This is a genomic window from Segatella cerevisiae (assembly GCF_024054555.1).
Classification (GTDB): domain Bacteria; phylum Bacteroidota; class Bacteroidia; order Bacteroidales; family Bacteroidaceae; genus Prevotella; species Prevotella cerevisiae.
This window is the reverse complement of record NZ_JAMXLY010000028.1, coordinates 1-18,804: the sequence shown is the minus strand read 5'-3', so window position 1 is coordinate 18,804 and position 18,804 is coordinate 1. Positions and strand designations below refer to the sequence as shown.

General features: G+C 39.5%; 10 protein-coding genes and 1 pseudogene. 2 read left to right on the top strand and 9 right to left on the bottom strand.

Going from position 1 to position 18,804, the window contains the following annotated elements; genetic code table 11:
* Window positions 1–369 precede the first annotated feature (369 nt).
* Both NG821_RS08005 and NG821_RS08000 read left to right on the top strand, forming a co-directional pair.
* Entirely contained in the window at window positions 370–2,760 is a 2,391-nt protein-coding gene (locus NG821_RS08005; protein ID WP_252761140.1) for an outer membrane beta-barrel family protein, read from the top strand.
* 459 nt (window positions 2,761–3,219) lie between these two features.
* Window positions 3,220–3,672, top strand: coding sequence for an HU family DNA-binding protein (locus NG821_RS08000; protein WP_252761139.1), 453 nt, complete (start codon window positions 3,220–3,222; stop codon window positions 3,670–3,672).
* A gap of 143 nt (window positions 3,673–3,815) precedes the next feature.
* On the opposite strand, the pseudogene NG821_RS07995 reads toward NG821_RS08000, so the two are convergent.
* The 9 genes and pseudogenes from NG821_RS07995 to NG821_RS07955 all read right to left on the bottom strand — a co-directional run.
* Window positions 3,816–4,223: pseudogene (locus NG821_RS07995) on the bottom strand (AAA family ATPase); the annotation flags it as partial.
* A 134-nt stretch (window positions 4,224–4,357) separates the two neighbouring features.
* Window positions 4,358–4,609 (bottom strand): toxin-antitoxin system protein, encoded by a 252-nt coding sequence (locus tag NG821_RS07990; RefSeq protein WP_252761138.1) that lies wholly within the window; start codon window positions 4,607–4,609, stop codon window positions 4,358–4,360.
* 268 nt (window positions 4,610–4,877) lie between these two features.
* Entirely contained in the window at window positions 4,878–5,639 is a 762-nt protein-coding gene (locus NG821_RS07985) for a GLPGLI family protein (protein ID WP_252761137.1), read from the bottom strand.
* Window positions 5,640–5,758: 119 nt separating this feature from the next.
* The gene (locus NG821_RS07980) at window positions 5,759–8,308 is read right to left on the bottom strand and encodes a carboxypeptidase-like regulatory domain-containing protein (RefSeq protein WP_252761136.1); all 2,550 of its coding nucleotides are present in this window, start codon (window positions 8,306–8,308) and stop codon (window positions 5,759–5,761) included.
* A 6-nt stretch (window positions 8,309–8,314) separates the two neighbouring features.
* On the bottom strand, window positions 8,315–9,037 hold the full coding sequence (locus tag NG821_RS07975) for a GLPGLI family protein (protein WP_262921877.1): 723 nt from the start codon (window positions 9,035–9,037) through the stop codon (window positions 8,315–8,317).
* 11 nt (window positions 9,038–9,048) lie between these two features.
* A complete protein-coding gene (locus NG821_RS07970) occupies window positions 9,049–11,373 on the bottom strand; it encodes an outer membrane beta-barrel family protein (protein ID WP_252761134.1) in 2,325 nt (774 codons plus the stop codon).
* A gap of 1,378 nt (window positions 11,374–12,751) precedes the next feature.
* The gene (locus tag NG821_RS07965) at window positions 12,752–15,061 is read right to left on the bottom strand and encodes an outer membrane beta-barrel family protein (RefSeq protein ID WP_252761133.1); all 2,310 of its coding nucleotides are present in this window, start codon (window positions 15,059–15,061) and stop codon (window positions 12,752–12,754) included.
* Between the two features lie 571 nt (window positions 15,062–15,632).
* Window positions 15,633–17,924, bottom strand: a complete 2,292-nt coding sequence (locus NG821_RS07960) for an outer membrane beta-barrel family protein (protein ID WP_252761132.1) — start codon at window positions 17,922–17,924, stop codon at window positions 15,633–15,635.
* A gap of 560 nt (window positions 17,925–18,484) precedes the next feature.
* Complete coding sequence (locus tag NG821_RS07955; protein ID WP_252761131.1) at window positions 18,485–18,664, bottom strand: hypothetical protein; 180 nt, start codon at window positions 18,662–18,664, stop codon at window positions 18,485–18,487.
* Window positions 18,665–18,804 lie beyond the last annotated feature (140 nt).

The window sequence follows — 18,804 nt, the reverse complement described above, 5'->3', positions numbered from 1 at the left end:
TATTCGGATGTCGCTTTGCCTCTCTGCAATAGAAACAGATTGTCGGAAGGACTTTTAAGGAAAGGATGAGGGTACCGTCTGATCCGGGGGAGGAAGGCAACTTGTGATATATCTGGATGTGTCTTGAGATTCTTTCAGCTTGATATGGAATCTCAAGGGAATTGATTAAAAGATATAAAATAAGGTGGTGAAATTTGGAGTATGTCATTTTTTCCCATACTTTTGTTTGACAGAATACTTTGGATGAAAGCAACCTGATATTGCTTTGGTCTGTTTATCTCAGAAGTTTTGTTTGGCGATGAGACAAGAGATGAAGGGGGGAACTTTCAGGGGGATTCTATTTGTGGATTGATATTCTTAATCGTATTTATGGTTGTAATTGACAGTACTTTCCAGAGAGATAAGAAGACTGTAATCCTATTTATATATTTGTTCCTGATTCCTGTTTTTGCAGGAGCCCAGAACATTTCTGTAAGCGGACATGTCTATTATGTTAACAAGTCGCAAGCTCTTCCCTTTGCCACCATCAGAAATTCCCGTACGTATGTGGAAGTCCTGTCCGACAATAAGGGAAACTATACCATTGACGCCGCTGAAAGAGACACTTTGGTCTGCAGTTATGTGGGTTGTATCCCCCGGCAGGTCTTCCTTGACGGCAGGAGCAGAGTGGATATTGTACTTTCTTCGGACACCTTGCACCTGAAGGATGTCGTAGTGACCGGAAAGAGGAAACCTGTGCAGTTGTCCACAGACGGACTCGTCGTCAATGTCAGTAACCTGCGTACGAAAGGCAAATTGCTGAGCGAGGTCCTGGATCAGATGCCTACACTAAAGGTCAATGACCATTCTGTCGAAATGACCGGAAAGAGTTCCGTGTCAGTCTATATTAACCATCGTCAGGTTTATTTGCAGGGACAGGATCTTGTGGCATACTTGAATTCCCTGTCTCCCGATATAGTCAGGAAGGTGGAGATTATCTCGACACCTCCCGCCCAATATGAAGCTGAGGGAGATATTGGAATTATTAATATTGAGACCACAAAGGCTGTCAATCCGGGATGGCAGGGCAGGGTGCAAGCCGTTTACAGCCAAGCCCGTTACCCTTCAGCCGGCAGTTCGGTGCATGTCGGTTACACGGGCAAGAAATTCAGTTTTACCGGTGTCCTTTTGGGAAATAGAGGTCAGGCGTATACCAAGAGCAATTATACGAACTATTTCCAGAATGAAACGGTCTCCACCAATTATCCCAGAAAAGACAGGGAGGATATGGCACAGTCACTGCTGACATTCGTCTATGACATCAATAAGAAGAACCAGTTGTCGGCGACATTTCAGATTCCGCTGTATGATCGGTCCAAGACCACTGATCTGGACAATATGACAAGATATCGTAATACTTCCAACTTGTCAGTTGATTCCGTAATGACATCGAAGGGTACCGAGCGGAGCAAGAACTATCTTTTCAGTTCAGAAGCCTTCTATGCACATACCTTTAATGACCATTCCGAACTCACGATGACTTTAGGTTACATCAACAATTATGTGAATAACAACCGTTCATGGCTCTCAAGTCTGGAATCAGAGGACTTACGCTCTGCCGATGAGGAATATACCAGTTTGGGACACCAGAAATACAATATCTATACAGCCAAAGCCGATTATGATGGTCATTTCCAGGATTGGAAACTCGATGGGGGTTACAAACTGACATACACTCATTCTTCATCTTTCAACAGTCTTTTAATGCAGGATGGCGATGGCCCCAAAACTGATCTTCCGGCAGCGGACTTATTCAATTACGATGAGTGGATCAATGCCCTGTATGCCAATGTAGCGAGAACCTTCGGTGCCTTTTCCCTGAAAGCAGGACTACGTGCCGAATATACCCATACTAAAGGCTATTCCCGGAATCTGGATGAAACGGACAAGAATCATTACCTCAAGTTTTTCCCCGTAGCAGAACTGGTCTATTCGGCCGATGAGATGAATACGTTCGGATTAAGTTATGCCAGTCGGATCAAGCGTCCCCAGTATCAAATGCTTGACCCTTTCCGCTGGTATGTCAGCAAATATGACTATATGGAGGGAGACCCTTTTCTGAAACCGGCCTATCTCAATAACCTTGAACTGACTTATCTCCATGGCAATTCGCTTTATGGCAAACTGTATTACTCTCATACACATGATGAGGTGGGCAGGATGGTCTTCTTGGATACACTGAATATCCGGAATCAAGTAGAAAAGGCAGGTAATTATCTGAATATAATGGCCTTTGGTTTGGATATCGATTACTCGCTGAAGGCTGGCTCGTGGCTGGAAAGCACACTTTCTAACGAACTGACCTATTCAGAATATGGGTCTAATAATTCCGCCTTCAGAGAAGTGAAGGGATGGGGATGTGAATTCAGTGCTGACAACTATTTCTATATAGGGGACAATATCGTCCTGTCATTGTATGCTGAGGATGATGTCCCAGGTTATTATAATTACCGGAAAACCGATAACTCATTTCTCTTGAATGCCGGCATCTCATGGGTCAACAACAAGAAAACCCTCTCTCTGAAATTGAATGGCAATGATATCCTGAAAACTTCTGCGCCACGGTATTCTTATTATTCCAATGGTGTCAGGCAGGAATTTCATAATTATTATGATTCACGTTTTGTGAGCCTTGCCCTTATTTGGAAATTCGGCAATATTTTCAATAAGGATAAAGGACATTTTGACTCTTCTATCTCAGACGAAAAAGACAGATTGTAATGCCCGATGGATAACACCCGTTGAATGGAAGGACGTTTTTGTCTGATATGCCTTCTGTCAGTCTTCTGCCTTTATTCAGAATGTTTCGGATTCCGGCTCTCTTGCCTAATAGACTTAATCCTGATGTCGTGGTCTCTCGGGATTGACGCATTAGGAAAAGACCCGAGAAAACATTCTTATAGCAGAATAAAGCAACAAATAAATTTGCAAATCGAGACGAAATAGGTTATCTTTACACTTGTTTTAGTAAGCGTATCCCACCAGTGCAAGTCTTATCATACATGTCGACCGATATGCAGCATAATGGTCGACCAAAATGCAGGATAATGGGGTACCAAAATGCAGCATAATGGTCTGGCTGAATGTAGGCGATCGATTTGCTGCCGTAGGGTTAGTGGAACCTGATAACCATGGTACTGAAAAACCTTAAATCGGATTTTATCTTTTTATTTCTAAGCTATGAGTGTAAAGTATAAACTTTATCAGATCGTGGATCCCCGTCATCCGTCCAGGAACGGAAAGTGGTTTGCAAAAACATGTACCAGTGAGGTCCTTCACACTAAAGACCTTGCGCAGGAGATCTCCAAAAAATGTACGGTAACGGAAGTGGACACGTTGGCGGTTCTCTCAGCCTTGAAGGATGTCGTGAAGGAACATCTCAAAGATGGCAGAAAGGTCGTCCTCGACGGTTTCGGCTATTTCCATATAGGCATAAAGTCGGTAGTGGTGGATCATCCTGATGACTTCAAACCGGAAGAACACATCAAGAGGGTATACACCAATTTTGTGCCTGCCGGTTCTTATGATCCGGTTACGCGTACTGTGCACAGGGCCTTTAATGAAGGCGTCAAATTTGAGGAAATGCAGGATTATCCCGGCCATGTTTCGGGAGTTGAAGGGAAGAAACCTTGAGATATCAACTCTCTCTAGTGAATAGGCAATGATCTTTCTTGTCATAAAACTGATATAAATCGTATCAGCCTGACTTCTTTTTGATATCGGCAGAAACTTTAAGGGAGAATGTAAGGACCGGCGGTTCTGGTGGTCGGAGAGTATCAGTTGATGTCAAAACTCCATTTCACAATGAATTCCCTCGGACGGAGGCGCGTAACAGAATAAGTTCTCATGGTATCAGTCAAACTGATGCGTTCTGACTTGTTTTTCCCGATAATGTTGTTGACCGCTATTGAGAATTCCGAATGTTCTCCCTTGTAGTCCAAAGACATATCAGTCAGATGCTTGGTTAGTTCGGTACTGAGCAACTTAGAATTAGAACCTGTGACAAACAAATGGATTTTCTGTCTCAGCAACCTGTTTATAAACAATTGCCAATCGGCAATATTCTGTACTTCATCCAAAAATAGATACTTGAAATCTCCATATAGTTGATAGAGTGCATCCAAGACGATATCAAAATCCTCAGTTTTTAAACTACTCAGACGGTCATCATCAAAATTGACATAAGCAAAATTTACAAACTTCGGTAATAGTCAAAAAAAAGCTTAAATAACTTCGATATTTTAGTTAAAATTACAGGTGTTGACTTCGATAAAAAGCCTTTATGGGAATCAATGTCGAGTAGAATAGCGCAGAACTTTCATAAGTCGAGCGATCGTTTAAAAGCATCTATGCTGGAAACGTCAATCTCCCCAGCATATTTTCCTGAGCGGTTTTCCTTGATAGCCGAGATGGTTGTATCATTAGGCTCTTTGTACACAGCATCCAAAAGAATGCTTTCAACATAGTTGTTCAGACTCCTATTACAAGCCTTAGCTCTCTTTTTCAAAATTTCTAATAGATCAGAATTTAGTCTGAAAGATGCTGGTTTTCTTTCCATTGCTGTTTCCATAATCTATATAATTTTCTTTTTCAATCCAAGGTAAGCACACTCCAGATAACCATTTGCCGGGAGATTAATCAGAAAGTTGTTTTTGTCGTCACATCTGATAGAGGCGACCATCTCCTTCGTAGAGACATCCTTTGCCTGAATAACACCCCTTCCAAAGGATTCTTGTCCATATCCACAACCATTCCCGTTACTTTGACCTGTGCAGGCAGAATTGCGGGGAATAACAGTCAGATGTTAAGAGAAGCAGTTTCTCCATAGCATTCTGGTTTTATTCCAATTCCATTGTAGGAGTCAGTATTGTACCCTTCGGATAAGCGCTGGGACTTTTACTGGCTTTCAGGAAAGCCTTGCGGTTGATAGGCTGAAACTTGCGATGAAGTAAGTTGTAGAAGGTAATTGGCGTAAGGTTCTTATCGGATATTCCGCAAGCATCTATACGGATAAATCCTTTGCAATCTGCTTGCAGGATCAGTCCTGGGAGACCGGAGAATTTCCATGGTCCCAAGTCCAGCGGAATATCCGGAGCATACCAGACCTCCCATCTGCGTCCTCGGAAAGTTGTTGAAGCATAATGGCAGGTATATCCTAATACGGTCGCAGTAGAATCTTCCCGAATACTCCAGGACATCCGGGGGATATCTTCTTCGTAGACATATTTGGAACCGAATATAGAGGAATATACGGACAGCTTGCCTTCTTTTAGATTGCGGTAGATAAAATCAGAAGAATTCGGACTTTGCTGCATCACATTGGAATCGTCATGATGTTCTTTCGCTTCCGTGGATTGTTCCAGCATATCAATGACAGTATCAACGTGCCCTGATGCAATCATGGAGTCTCTCATCAACGTATTGCAGCTGAAATACTGGCTTTTGTTTCCTCCGTACCGTAAGAGATACAGGTCTCTATACTTCCCTTGTGATACCCTATACTTGACTTCCAACTGCGAAGCCCCGATCGTATATGTGTTTTGGGCTTCGGAATAGGTATTGCATGTGAGTAAGCAGAGTATAAGGATTGTTATTTTCATTTTTTTCATTTTCCATTTTTATTTATTGTCAATGCCATAAAAGACAAATTACTCAAGTTCCATCTTCGGAAGGAAATAAGTGCTTTTAGGATATACGCTATGATTGTTTATTATTGTCTTTACAGATGGAGACTGGCTGTAAGAAGAATTTCTCTACCCCGGATCGTATTGGTCGAATAGGAATGATACAAATTTTCATTCAGCACATACGAATAAGTCTTCTTGTCAAAGATATTTTTTAAATTCAACTCCCCGTCAATATGTTTCATAGAATACTTTAAACTGATATCGGCAAGGAAAAAGTCCTTAATTTTTTTTGTCAGCAACTCGTTATGATAATACTCTGCTTCCATCTTAAGTGTAAAAGCTTTCAACGGAAGAACTGCCGTTCCGTCATGGTGCCAGTTGTTGATGACTGTATTGCTTGACAATGAAGCCGACTTCATCTGGTTACGGCTATAGTTGATACTGTAAGTGAAATGCATATCCTGGTAGAACGAGAGGTCAAGACTGCTCTGCAGACCAATAAAATCACTCTGGTAAGCATGGGAGACGCCATCTTCTATAAGGGAAGTGTTATTATGATTGTAATTGCCACGAAGATTAAATGTGCTATGGAGGAAATCAAAACCTTTACTGAAAAAGACCATGGAATTCCAGCTGTTCGATCTGGACTGACGATCAACTGCCGACTGGATAATATAGCTGCCGATGAAATCCCGAGTCAAACTATACGGATCTGTAATAAAAGAACGTTTTACCGTGACCAGGGCATGAATCCCATGAATAGCATCCCGATAAAGGATATTTGCGGAAACATCCTTACTCCGTTGAAGATGATACCCGCTATAGCCCTGATTGATATATTCATAATCCTGCAGGATAAGTGCTGAATGGAATCTGCCGGCATCCAGAGGCTCTGCAGATATTCCCCCCTCTAGAGATAGCCTCAGCCGGGGAGTAGTCTGCCATCGGATTCGGAGTGACGGTTCCGGTATGAATTGGTGAGCACCCTTATCCCCGCTGTATTTCTCATAGAGATAACTGACAGGCATTTCCAATGAAAAATCCAAGTCACTCGTACCGTATTCGAATTCCGGTTCAGCATAAAACTTGACATAACCAAAATGATCCCTGCCATACTTTTCTCCTATACTGTCGGGCAGTCCTTCGAAACTGGACCGGATACGGTGCAGTTGGGCATTGATACCTGTGCGGAAAGAGAACACAGTCTTTCCGATCTTCAGACTTCCCCGGACATAATCATCGGTTGTATAATTTTGCTGATGCACATCTTGACGCAGGGAGTCGACCAGAAGATACTGAGGAGTCGACACTATACCGTTATTGGAATAAAAAGAAAGAAGTTTTTTGCCATATTTCCGGATAATATAGAGATTGTCTTTCAGATGATACACCGGGAGATGGGTTTGCTGAAAGTCTTGCCGGGTCAGATTTTCCGCCAGCCGCTGGTCATCCCAGGAGAAATCACCGATAAGGGTGTTCTTGAGGTACTGCCTCTCTCCGTTCTTCTCATATTTCCACTGGGTGTATAACTTGTTATTCTTATCATGAAAATCCTTGTCATTCACGATCATCCGGTTGCCATCCTGCCTCAGGTATTCCGTCCGGGTCATTCCTTCTGCCTTTTCATTCTCATAGGTATAGATGATCTGCAGACCCGTTTGTGAATACGGACTGAGTCGCTTCAGAGTGTTGAGAGAAACAGCATGACTGGTATTAAAGAGGGTGCGCGATTCATCCAGAGAAGGGGTTGTGGGTGGAGCGAGTTGAATATATGCTGTCGGATCGTCATTCAGTTCATCAATGTTGAACAAGTCCTCCGTCTCCCGGCCTATATTCTTCCCCACATTATTGGTCTTATAAGTCAACATCGTTTGGAAATCATCTTTTAAGCGCATGGCAAACCCGCCGAAGTCCCATAAGAAATGGTTGTCCCTGAGTCCTGTCCCGGCATCTATACTGTTGACCCAATGCGACTTGGCATCCTTTTTCATTTTCAGATTGACCGCTACATCATCAGAAAAGGTAAAGTCCTCCAGTACTCGGATCGGCTGATGATTCTGCATCACCTGTACGGTCCCCACATCCTTTTGGGGCAACATATTCGTGGCCGTACCGTATTTATTGCCGAGCATGTCCATGCCTTCGATATAGAAATTGCTGATCGACTTACCTTCATAAGATATCTGCCCGTTTTTCTTGTTGACGTCAAATCCGGGGATACGGGCCAGTACATCTCCGATGCTCTTGTCATTCTTGCTGGCAAACGCCCCCACAGTATAGTTCAGCGTATCGCCTTTGATTCTTACCTTATCCGCCTTGACATGAACTTCCTTCAAGGTAAATTTGTCAGGTTCCATGACGATATGGAGAGGACAGGAAATAAAATCATGTACTTCCTTCTTTTTCAATCCCAAATAAGCACATTCCAGATAGCAGCCGGCTGGAACACTAAGCAGGAAATTACCTTTCGCATCACTTTTCGTATAGGCGACCATCTTCTTTGTAGAGACATCCTTTGCCTGAATAATCACCCCCTCCAAAGGATTCTTATCTGTATCCACTATATCTCCATAAACCTTGTTCTGAGCGAACAGAACAACAGGATTCAACAATATGACAAGAAATAAAAATAAATGTCTCATGCTGTTCTATTTCAATTCCATTGTAGAAATCCTTCTTGTTTTTGAAGGAAAAGATTTCGGATTGTTCTTTACTTTTAAGAATTTTAATCTGTCAATGTCTTCAAACTTTAATTTGTAGAAATTATAAAAGGTCACGGGGGATAAGTTCTTAGAGAGTATCTCTTGGGCATCAATGTGAATATAGTTTGTACATTCAGCCTTTAAAATGAGTCCGGGTAACCCACCTAAAATCGATAAGGGAATATCACCGGTAAACCATACTTGCCATTTCCTTCCACGAAAATCAGTTTGCGCATAATAACATTTATAACCACAAACTTCTAATGTAGAATCCTCGTTAATCTCCCAATCTATAGATGGCGTGTTTTCCTCAATTCGATAATTAGTATCGAATATAGGACTGTAACTGACCAGCTTTCCCTTTTTAATATAATGATAGAGATAATCAGAACAACCTGGACTTTCAGATAATTGTTTGTTTGGCTCATCACGGTGTATGGCAGCCTCATAATCTTCGTCCAGTATCATGTCTTGCGCTGATTTATCCGATGAATTCATCAAGGAATCTCTTTTTAACGTATAAAAGCTAAAATATTCGCTTACATTCTTTCCGCAACGTAAGATATATAAATCACTAGGAGTCTTTGCCATATCCAATTTTACTTTATATCTTACTTCTAGCTGTGATGGTTCAATGACATGCCAACAATTTTCAAGATGAGAGAACAAATCATAAGAGATTAAAAACGATTTAATTTTTCAGAATCAACACCTTTCCCTTTGTATTTGTTAGGGGTTTTATTGAATGTATACCTTAAACTTAATGTTACATTTCGCGTATCGTTACGTCCATTTTCAATAACTTCAGACTGCCCCAGACTGACTATACCGCTATTACGAGTATCATAGAAAATATCATTTACCTTCAATTCTAGTGCCAAAGCCTTATTCATAAAGAATTTTGTTATGCCGAAGTCGCTTATGAACATATTCCTGTTGATATATGTGTTTTTATCATGTCCCTTAGACATAAAAGAGATGTCTGCGTTTAGGACCATCCCTGCCGGCAGTTCTATGAGATTCTTGAAATCCCCATAGAATGAAGGTTTGTTGAACGTTCGTAACATCCCCAAACTGTTTAAAGATAGCCATTGCTTATCCATGCCTACATCTAATGCCGGATACCATTTGCCTATTGTAGGTTGAGCTGATAAGGAAATATCAAAATGAGGAATCTTATCCATATTAATATAATTAATGAGGGTGACCGAAGAATTTGTTTGCAGTTGATTACCCCAATAGACAATTGCGTTATGATCAAATTGATAACTGATATCCACTTGCAGGAATTTCCAAGTTCCATTAATAGTAATATCATGGGTAAAGGTCGGTTTCAGCATAGGATTTCCCGTTTGCCATGTAAACCTGTTTATATATCTTATATTATTACTTAGTTGAGTGTATGAGGGACGAGTAATGCTGGTAGAATAACTGAATTGCATCTGCCAGTTTCCATAGTCTTTTTCCCATAAAAAACTGGGGAAAAGATTGTTCATTATTCTTCTTTTATGATTAGTTTCGTCATCATTTTCTCTATAATTGAAGTTTGTATGTTCATATCTAAGACCTATCGTAAAATCCCCAATAGATGTACTTTTCAGATATTGAGCAAAATAACCATTGGTATGTTCCTTGATATTCGAATACGTTGTCGGTATAATGCCGCTCGGGCTGATATAATCATCATGGCGATTTACATCCGTGTTCTCGATGCCATAGGATAGATCTCCCCTAAGAAAGGGATGTTCTAAAGCAATTTTTCCAGTAAGAAGCTGATTCTTCTCTCTGTTTGTAGCAGTTACTACCCGGCTTGAGTGGTTCTGACTATCTTCATTGTTGAGCGTATTTAAAGAGTAAGCATGATTATAGTATTCTATATCGGCATCAATCTTGACATTTTTAATTTTACCTGTATAATAGAATTCTGCCTGATGGACTGGTTTATTATTTGTGTTTTCTTCATATCCAATGGATAAAAGATCGTATAAACTCTTGTCAGCCCAAACGGTACTTGTATAGGTCGAGTGCTTGTCCATTTTCAATATCTTGTCATAAGAATAAGAAATGCCTAAAGAATTGTTCTTGTTGATATCATAACTGAATCCTAATTTAGCTTGGAAGTCTTTCGTCAGGACATATTGAATGCTATTTTGTTCTTGTTCCCACAAAGTATCAGTTTTTGATATTACTTTCTGGTCATCGGTTCCTTTCTTATGATTTGATTTATAAGAAAATATTCCAAAGATATTCAATTTGTGATGCTGATATCTTATATCAGCCTGAGTTCTGTCGGATAACCTTGTGCCTTGAATGAAATCCATATTAGCATTGAGATGCAATCCATCGCCTTGTTCCTTCACCGTCTCGATTTTAATGATTGCACGACTGGAAGCATCAAACTGTACATTTGATGAATTGTAGATGGAAATGCTTTTAATTTCATTAGGATGTAAAAGCTCCAGTTCTGATAGATCTATGACTTTTTTGTTATTAATATATAGGAGTGGAGCTCCTTTTCCTAATACTTCAATATGTCCATTCCGTTTTATGATAAGGGGCAATCGTGTCAATACGTCTTCGGTTGATCCTAAATTAGCCAATATTGTTCCTTGAATTCTGCTGACTATGGCTCCCTTTTTAAGATGAGTTATGGGCAAATTCCCTTTGACAATTACATCATTTAGCATACGACTTTCAGATTCCATCTTAATATGCCCCATATTTGGTTTGTAGGGAAGTATCCTTGTTTTATAACCCAGAATTGAAACTTTGACAGAGAGATCAGACTCCTTGGAAACTGAGGGTATCTTTAATGTAAAATGTCCTAAAGAGTCTGTAATATCTCCTACAATAAAAGCGGAATCATCTTTCTCCTGAATAACGATGGTTGCAAATGGTAAAGGGCTATCCTTTTCATCAAGGACATATCCACTTGTTTCCTGTGAAGATATATTGAGTTTTATAAAACTCAGGAATATGAATATGAATAGAATTCTTTTTGACATTTTATAGTCTGATATTTAAATTTCTGTATAATTGATAGTTGACGAAATTATTTTCGTAGGTTGCTCAATTATGGAATACGCCCCAAAAGACTGTATGACCTAGCAAGTTTAATATCCAAAACATTTTGACGCCGAATTTTAATCCTTTCTATATAATTGAAAAAAAACGGTAAATTTTCTTTGATTGAATCATTAATTTCAAAATATTCCATTTTATAATATTTTTGCGACCTCTTTATCTAAAAAATAATTGCAAAAATCTCCATAATCAACGAACTGCCCTACAGGATTAACCTCTAAAAAACATATTCATTTTTTTTGATTAACAATCATGTCTATAGAACCAATCTCAAGATTAAGTCATTTTATTAATATATGTATTTTCTTCTTTATTTCTGGAGATAACCGATATGGTAAATATCTGAAACTTTGACTCTGTCTACAATCCACCATTACACTTGAATCATTTCGTGAAAAAATAACGTATGGAAAGACCTTGCTGCATATATAAAATATCCTTAATGTTTTTTCAATTCCATTCGGTACATTACTCCTTTTTATATTCTAAGGTCTGCCCCTCTGATATTATAGATTGATTTTTCGATACAAATATAATAATAAGATACGTAAAAGCAAAATAAGTTAACAAAAAAAACAAAATTAATAATAATAAAGACAATATGACTGTTTATCGTTCTTGTTTGTTTCATATTGTCATTGTGATAAGCGCGTTATCTAGAAAGAGTTATGATACAGTTTTGTTGCTAAATGGGTAGACGAAAACTCTTAGATTTCATCTATTATCTTTCTTAAATTCTTTTCCCGGAGTGTCATGTGACTGACGTGGTATAAGGAACTTGCAGAATAGGTGCCCTCCTCTTTAAGAGCGGTTATTCAGTATTACAAAACAAATATGGTTAAAGCAACAACAAGATTTTGACGCTTTGAGGGAATCAAGTGCTTTGTAGTATTTGCTAGCTAGCTTAATTAGACAACCTGTTTAGCTCTTCCTGATTACCTTTATCCTTCTTGATACGTTTAACACCTAAATTATATTTCAAACTGAATTTACAGTAAAAGCGATCGTTATCAACAAACTCGGCATTATAGTATTTATAACTGTAATCATAAGATTGTTTCCAATTGAAGAACGACCTGTAAACATTGACCTGTAAAAATAATCTGTGATCAAACAAAGACTTGGACATTCCTAAATCCAGATAAAGCTGGTGATTAAAAGTTGTAAAGCTATATCCTGGTTTATAGAAGTTAGCATCAGCATCTATGCTCCAGTTGTGATTCAATGCAATTTGATTTGTCCAGTCTATTCGGTATTAATAGAAAGATGAACAAACATTTATACATTCTTTGTAATTGTTTATAATCTGCTTTTTTCGTCATTACCGGCACCTGTACCCTTATATCTCTTGCCAGTTGTATTCCATTTGTAGCGGATAGTAAAGACAACCTGACGCTTGTAATATCTGTTGTCCTGTGATAACTGGGCCGCAGGACAATATAAGATGCTGCTGTCATTATTACGATTGAACAGATCCTCGCCGGCGATTTTCAAGATGAGATGATCATGGCAAAGAGTCTTGGTAAGTCCGACATTCAAATCTACAGTACTTCTTGAAATGTAGGCATTTTCGGAGTCTCCTTTACTTTGATAATTAAAATTCAGTTCTCCTATGAAATTCTTTCCAAATTCAAGCGTATTATTGAAGCCAATCATCCAGATAGGTTTGTTGAATTTTTGTTCCCCGGAGATGGCTGCTGCTGACAGCCATTGTTTGCTCAGACCTATAGACAAATCCGGATTCCATTTACCGATGACAGGAGTCACATCAAGAAAAGGGGTAAGGGATTTGACACTAGGTATGTTCTTGTAAGATGTAATGATAACATCAGAATTTTCTGATTCCGGATACATGTAGTATATAATATCCTTACGTCTGTCTGTATAGTCAAGATTGAATTGTAGAAATTTCCATATCATTGTCAGAGAAGCATCATGTATCGTGGAATTCCCTAGCATCGGATTCCCTTTTTGCAGGCTGTACATGTTGGCATAAAAAACATCATTGCTCAACTGCCGGTAGGTAGGCCGTGCTGTCTTTAGAGAATATGCAGCCTGTAACTGAACATTGCTCATCTGGGTGTTGAAAGAAAAAGTAGGGAACACATTATTATATATTTTCCTTTGTTTGCCGTCACCGTCATGATGAAAATTAAGATGCTCGTATCTTACTCCGGCTTCAGCAGTTCCGAAAGGCAGGTCATGGGAATAATCGATGAAGGTCGCAAGATCATAATTACGTAAAGTGCTTTTTGATGAGGCTACATACCCTTGCGGGTTGGAATAGTCATCCCTGCGGTACGTATAGGAATCCTCTGATCCCCAGGTGAAGTTTCCTTTCCAAAGAGGGACTGTAAGCGAGAGTTTTGCGGCCACAAGATTGTTTTTTACCTTATTCTCTGTATCCAGATGGCGATCATCCTGAGCCTGGCTGTTTTCATCAATGGCATTCTTCTCCTTGTAGCCATTATTCAGTTCATCCGCATTAAAGTTTATCTCTGTTTTTCCGACAGTACCTACATAATAAGTGTTGATGGTGGAACCAACATCTCCTTTGGTTTTTGAGGCAGTGATGTTTTGGAGATTATCGAAAGGTTGACTATTTTGAAATACCTGACTATTGAAGGTAGTAAAAATCTTATTCGTAGTCGGGACATACATCGTATATTTGATACCCATACTTTGGTCGTTAACGTCGTAGTCCACTCCACCTGCCAACTCGATATCCAAATTCTTCATTTTGTTGTCCATGACCTCTTCCTCATGGATTTGTTTCCCTGATTTCGTATCCTGGCTCATCGTCGCATATTGGAGAGACCTATTATGGTCTGTCCACACAGAACCGAATAGATCCAGACCTCTTTTGCGGTAATTCAAATTAGAGGAAAAGGTCTCATCACCTTTATCTTTGCGCCCTTTTCCATAGCGCCCCCATGTATCTAAACTCCACCCGTCACCGACAGCTTTGCGGGTCTTTATTTTAATAACCGACTTAACGGTCGCATCATATTTGGAACCGGGATTTGTGATCAATTCAATGCTGAGGATGTCTGAAGATTTCAACTGTTGTAGTTCATTCTCATCACGTATTTTTTTACTGTTGATATAGATGAGAGGTGCACCCTTGCCAAAGACTTCAAATCCGTCATTGGTTTTGCGGATCATTGGAATATGACTTAACACATCTTCTGCCGTCCCCACTTTACTTAGTACCGTTCCACTGATACTCGTCAGTACACCTTCAGTCGTGAGTTTCATTTTGGGACGTCTGCCTCTGATGATCACATCATGAAGGGAAATTGTATCAGGAATAAGGGCTATTTTTCTAAATTCGGAAGACGAATACAAGACCTCTTTTATCTGGTATCCGATATAATTTACAGACAGTATTACAGGCAACTTTTTGTACGTAAGTGCGAATCTTCCAATGCTATCACAACTTCCGCTTTTTATAAAGGAAGAGTCGGTAGAAGATTTCATCGTGAGTTGTGCAAAGGGCAAAGGCTGTTGGTGTTCATCAACAACGGCACCTCTTATAATGGCTTCTTGAGCTGAAAGATGTAAGACTATTGCATGAAATAGGAATATAAAGGCTATTTCTTTCTTCATATATCAAATTGCTATTTTAACTCTTCAATTGGCACTTGTCTTGTATATGCTAATATATTATTTTTACCCCTACCTAAAGGACATGATGTCTTATTTTTTGTTTCTATTAAGTGTTGAGAACATTTTCCAATAGAAATAGGTAAAATCTGGCAGTTTAAATAAGCAGGAAAATCTAATGCTGATATTAATTTCTACGTTGATGTGAAGGAAACTATTTAATATCGAAGTTAGATAATAATTTGTCTTCAATCTGTTCCTTGCTGAAGTTACGACCGTACGACTAAATGTTTTTCCTCTAACTCTTATTATATCTCATTTGATATGGCAAAGTTATTCAGAAATAATGAGAACTCCAAACATAACTGTGCTTTTTCTCTTTTTGAGCGTCACGCTGCTAAAACAGCTCAAAAGGCTGACAGCTAGAATGTTATTCTGTTTTATTATATAAAATTGACTCGAAAATGTTACACTTTGAAAGTCAAATTGTTCCGATTTCTCTATCGTAGACTATCTGAAGGCAGGCTATGCCGCACTTCATGGAATCATGCTGAAGATAGAGAGGAAATTTCATTTACAGTCTGTTTATTTCATTGGTTGAAGCCTGTCCCTTGTATTTTTTCTTCGTTGGATTTATCTCATAGCTGAAACTCAGCCGGAATGTTCTTCTACCATTATCGTACCACTGACGCATATCTATATTATTCGTTGACCTCAATAATTTTGTATGATTAACATTTAACACATTGTCGACAGAGAACCTCAGCCTCATGCGGTCATGAAAAAAGGTCTTTATGAGATAGGTATCGAGTTGGAATGATTTGTAATTATATTCCAAGTCCGTGCTGATGTTTCCGCTCGTGCTCATGTTCATATTTAGGCCGAACAGAAAATGAAGGGGCAACTGAACGGTGTTGTCAAACTCAAAAGATAATATGGGTTTTCTATAGCTTGTACCATGATAAGTCATGAATGGCTTGTTGAAGTCCAATGTGAACTGAGGACTCCAGATGCCGAACCATGTGGGACTGAAGACCAGTGCAAGGTCCAAGGTCTGGTTGTGACGTATGTTCTCCGGACTGGACAGGGCTATGGAGTCTCTGTCCTGATATCTGTCCATGGTAAACACTGTCGAATTTTTATGCATATAATAGTTTGCTGTGAACTGCAGGTCCTTCCAGAGGAAGGAATAGGATATCAGATTCGTTGTCTGGGGAAGTAGTGACGGATTGCCTGTGGCATAGAAATAAGGGCTGTCATATTCCACGGAACTGCGCAGATAAAAATAGATGGGGCGGATTGTAGTATACCGATATGCCAGTGACATCTGGATGTCTTTTCCACTGTATGATATCGAGGCGGATGGAAAGAAGTTGTTATCCCTTCTGCTGGTAGCAGGGTCTTTGATTCCGTTGGTGTAATAATCAAAATTGGCATGCTCATAGCGGCCACCAATGCTGGCATCCAGAAATTTGCCGAGACTATGTCTGTAGTCAACAAAACCAGCCAGCAACAACTGCCTGCTCCGAGTGTGATTGCTTGTCAGATCATTGGTCAACGTGGTTGTAGGAAGAACATTATAATTGTTGCGGGTGTGGGTATAAGAGCTCTCTTCACCAACAGTTACTGTGCCTCCGGACAGAGTCGACGAGAAAGTTATGCGGTCCGCATACAGTTGGTTCCTGCTTTGCGAGTTGGTGTATAGACCCTCATTGCCCATCAAATATTCCTGGCTGCGTGGAGCTTTGACATTCATGTAATCGGCGTCCAATTTCAGATGCGTATCCTTGCTGAAGTCATAATTCATATAGGCATTGACATAGTGGGTGCCTTCAGTCATATTTCTTCTGTCTCTATAAGATTGCGAAAGGTGAAAGTCTTCATTCCTGTAAACAGAGAAACTGTCATTGCCTAAAGCATGGGTAGGATCGTAAGTGTACTTGTACATCACTCCGAAAGAAGCCTTGTCTTTCTGATAGTCGAATCCAACTGTACTGTACCACGTCGTACCATGCTGGTCTTCGTTTGCTGTTTGATTGATTTCCTGTTGCCGCCAATAGTTTAGGTTTTGTTTAATGGTGTACTTTTCGTCATTTCTGTTATACCGTACGGAAGCGAAGAAGTTGACATCTCTTGTTTGATAGTTCAAGGATATTCCGCCATTATAGGACCATTTCCTTTCTTTGGACACTTCATCGTCAACCCTACTACCAAATCCGTAGCCTTTTTTTCTCACAGTCCGTATCCTGATGACGGAATTCACGCCGGAGGTATATTCCGCTCCCGGATTGGTTATGACTTCCACCTGCTTGATGTCAGAAGAATTGATTTGGTCCAACTCTGTAGCATTTCTCATTTGCCGGTCGTTTATATAAATGACTGGATTGCCTTTGCCAATGACACTGATGGATCCATTTTTTGTTGTTACAAACGGCATATGGCCAAGAACATTTCTGGCTGTTCCGAGTTGCTTAAGTACATCGTTGATATTTACTACAAAGCCATTTGACGTCTGGATAATCTGTTTGCCATGAACAACCACTTCGCCTAAGACGGTATTGTCTCTCTCAAGATAAACAGTGTCAACCTTGCCAAACTGTACTACTGATATAGCCTTTGTCTTATAGCCGACAATACTGAATCGTAGCGAGTTTCCTATTGTTGCTTGACTGATATTGAAATATCCGAGCGAGTCGGTCAGTGCTCCGCCTATTGCAGAACCGCTGGCGTTCAGACAGGCCACAGTAACATACTCCAAAGGCGCGCCTTTCCCCTGTTCCCTCACGTAGCCGCTGACCTGGGCCATCGCTGAGGAGTATATTATGGCATATAGTGTTGTCAGAGTTATCTTTTTAATTACATTCATATCCAGATTTTTTATTATTGATAACTCGAACATATTTATTCCCTTTATCTTTATCTCTGTGAATTTCAGCTATTTCATATAAGATTTGTTCAATGTATCTTTTATATCGGATGCATTTCTCTTTGTTATATCTCCGTCTAAGCTTACCGTAATAAATGATATATATTTGTTAATGAAGTAGATAAGACGCTGGTTAAGTATAAGTGCCATTAGTTATAATGACAAATTTTGGAAGACTTTTCATTTTGGCATCGAAAGAATAATGATGAAAAAGATCACAAATATACTCCATGATGTCAATATTCAAGCAGGGTTCCCCACCAAAGAAAACTCTTGTTGAAATTAAGAGATAATAGCAGAAACAATGAAATTATTTTTTGAATCTACTTTAAATTTTTGAGTCCTCTCAATCTGAAAGTTTACTTCTTCGAGTAATAGCAATGATTTTTCCTCTATTTCCCAAAATTGGGTTACAAGTTACGAATCACAACATTTTGAGAAAGTTCTTTCACTAATGATAACTTCCAGTGGACTCATTCTTCATTTTACTCTACACATCACTAAATATGATGAGTAAAATGAGTTTCATGGGACTTCTTTGTTCCTTCACCACTAGAACAACCTCCGCCTATAACACATCCTGTAGCATATTCGGATAGGCCACCGTTGACTGCCTCAAGTTCTTTGGGAGTTAATTTCTCGACTGGAATAACTTCATAAAACTTTAAAGACTTATTCATAGTCTTAATTTTTTATGATTATCCTCAACTGAGTGATTTTCTTCAATCATAGGTTCTGTGCTGAAACGCCGGTCTATAGGACACAGCTGCAACAACTAGCCTGTCAAAAAGTCTGTCGCCAAATGATCTTCGGTTGAACT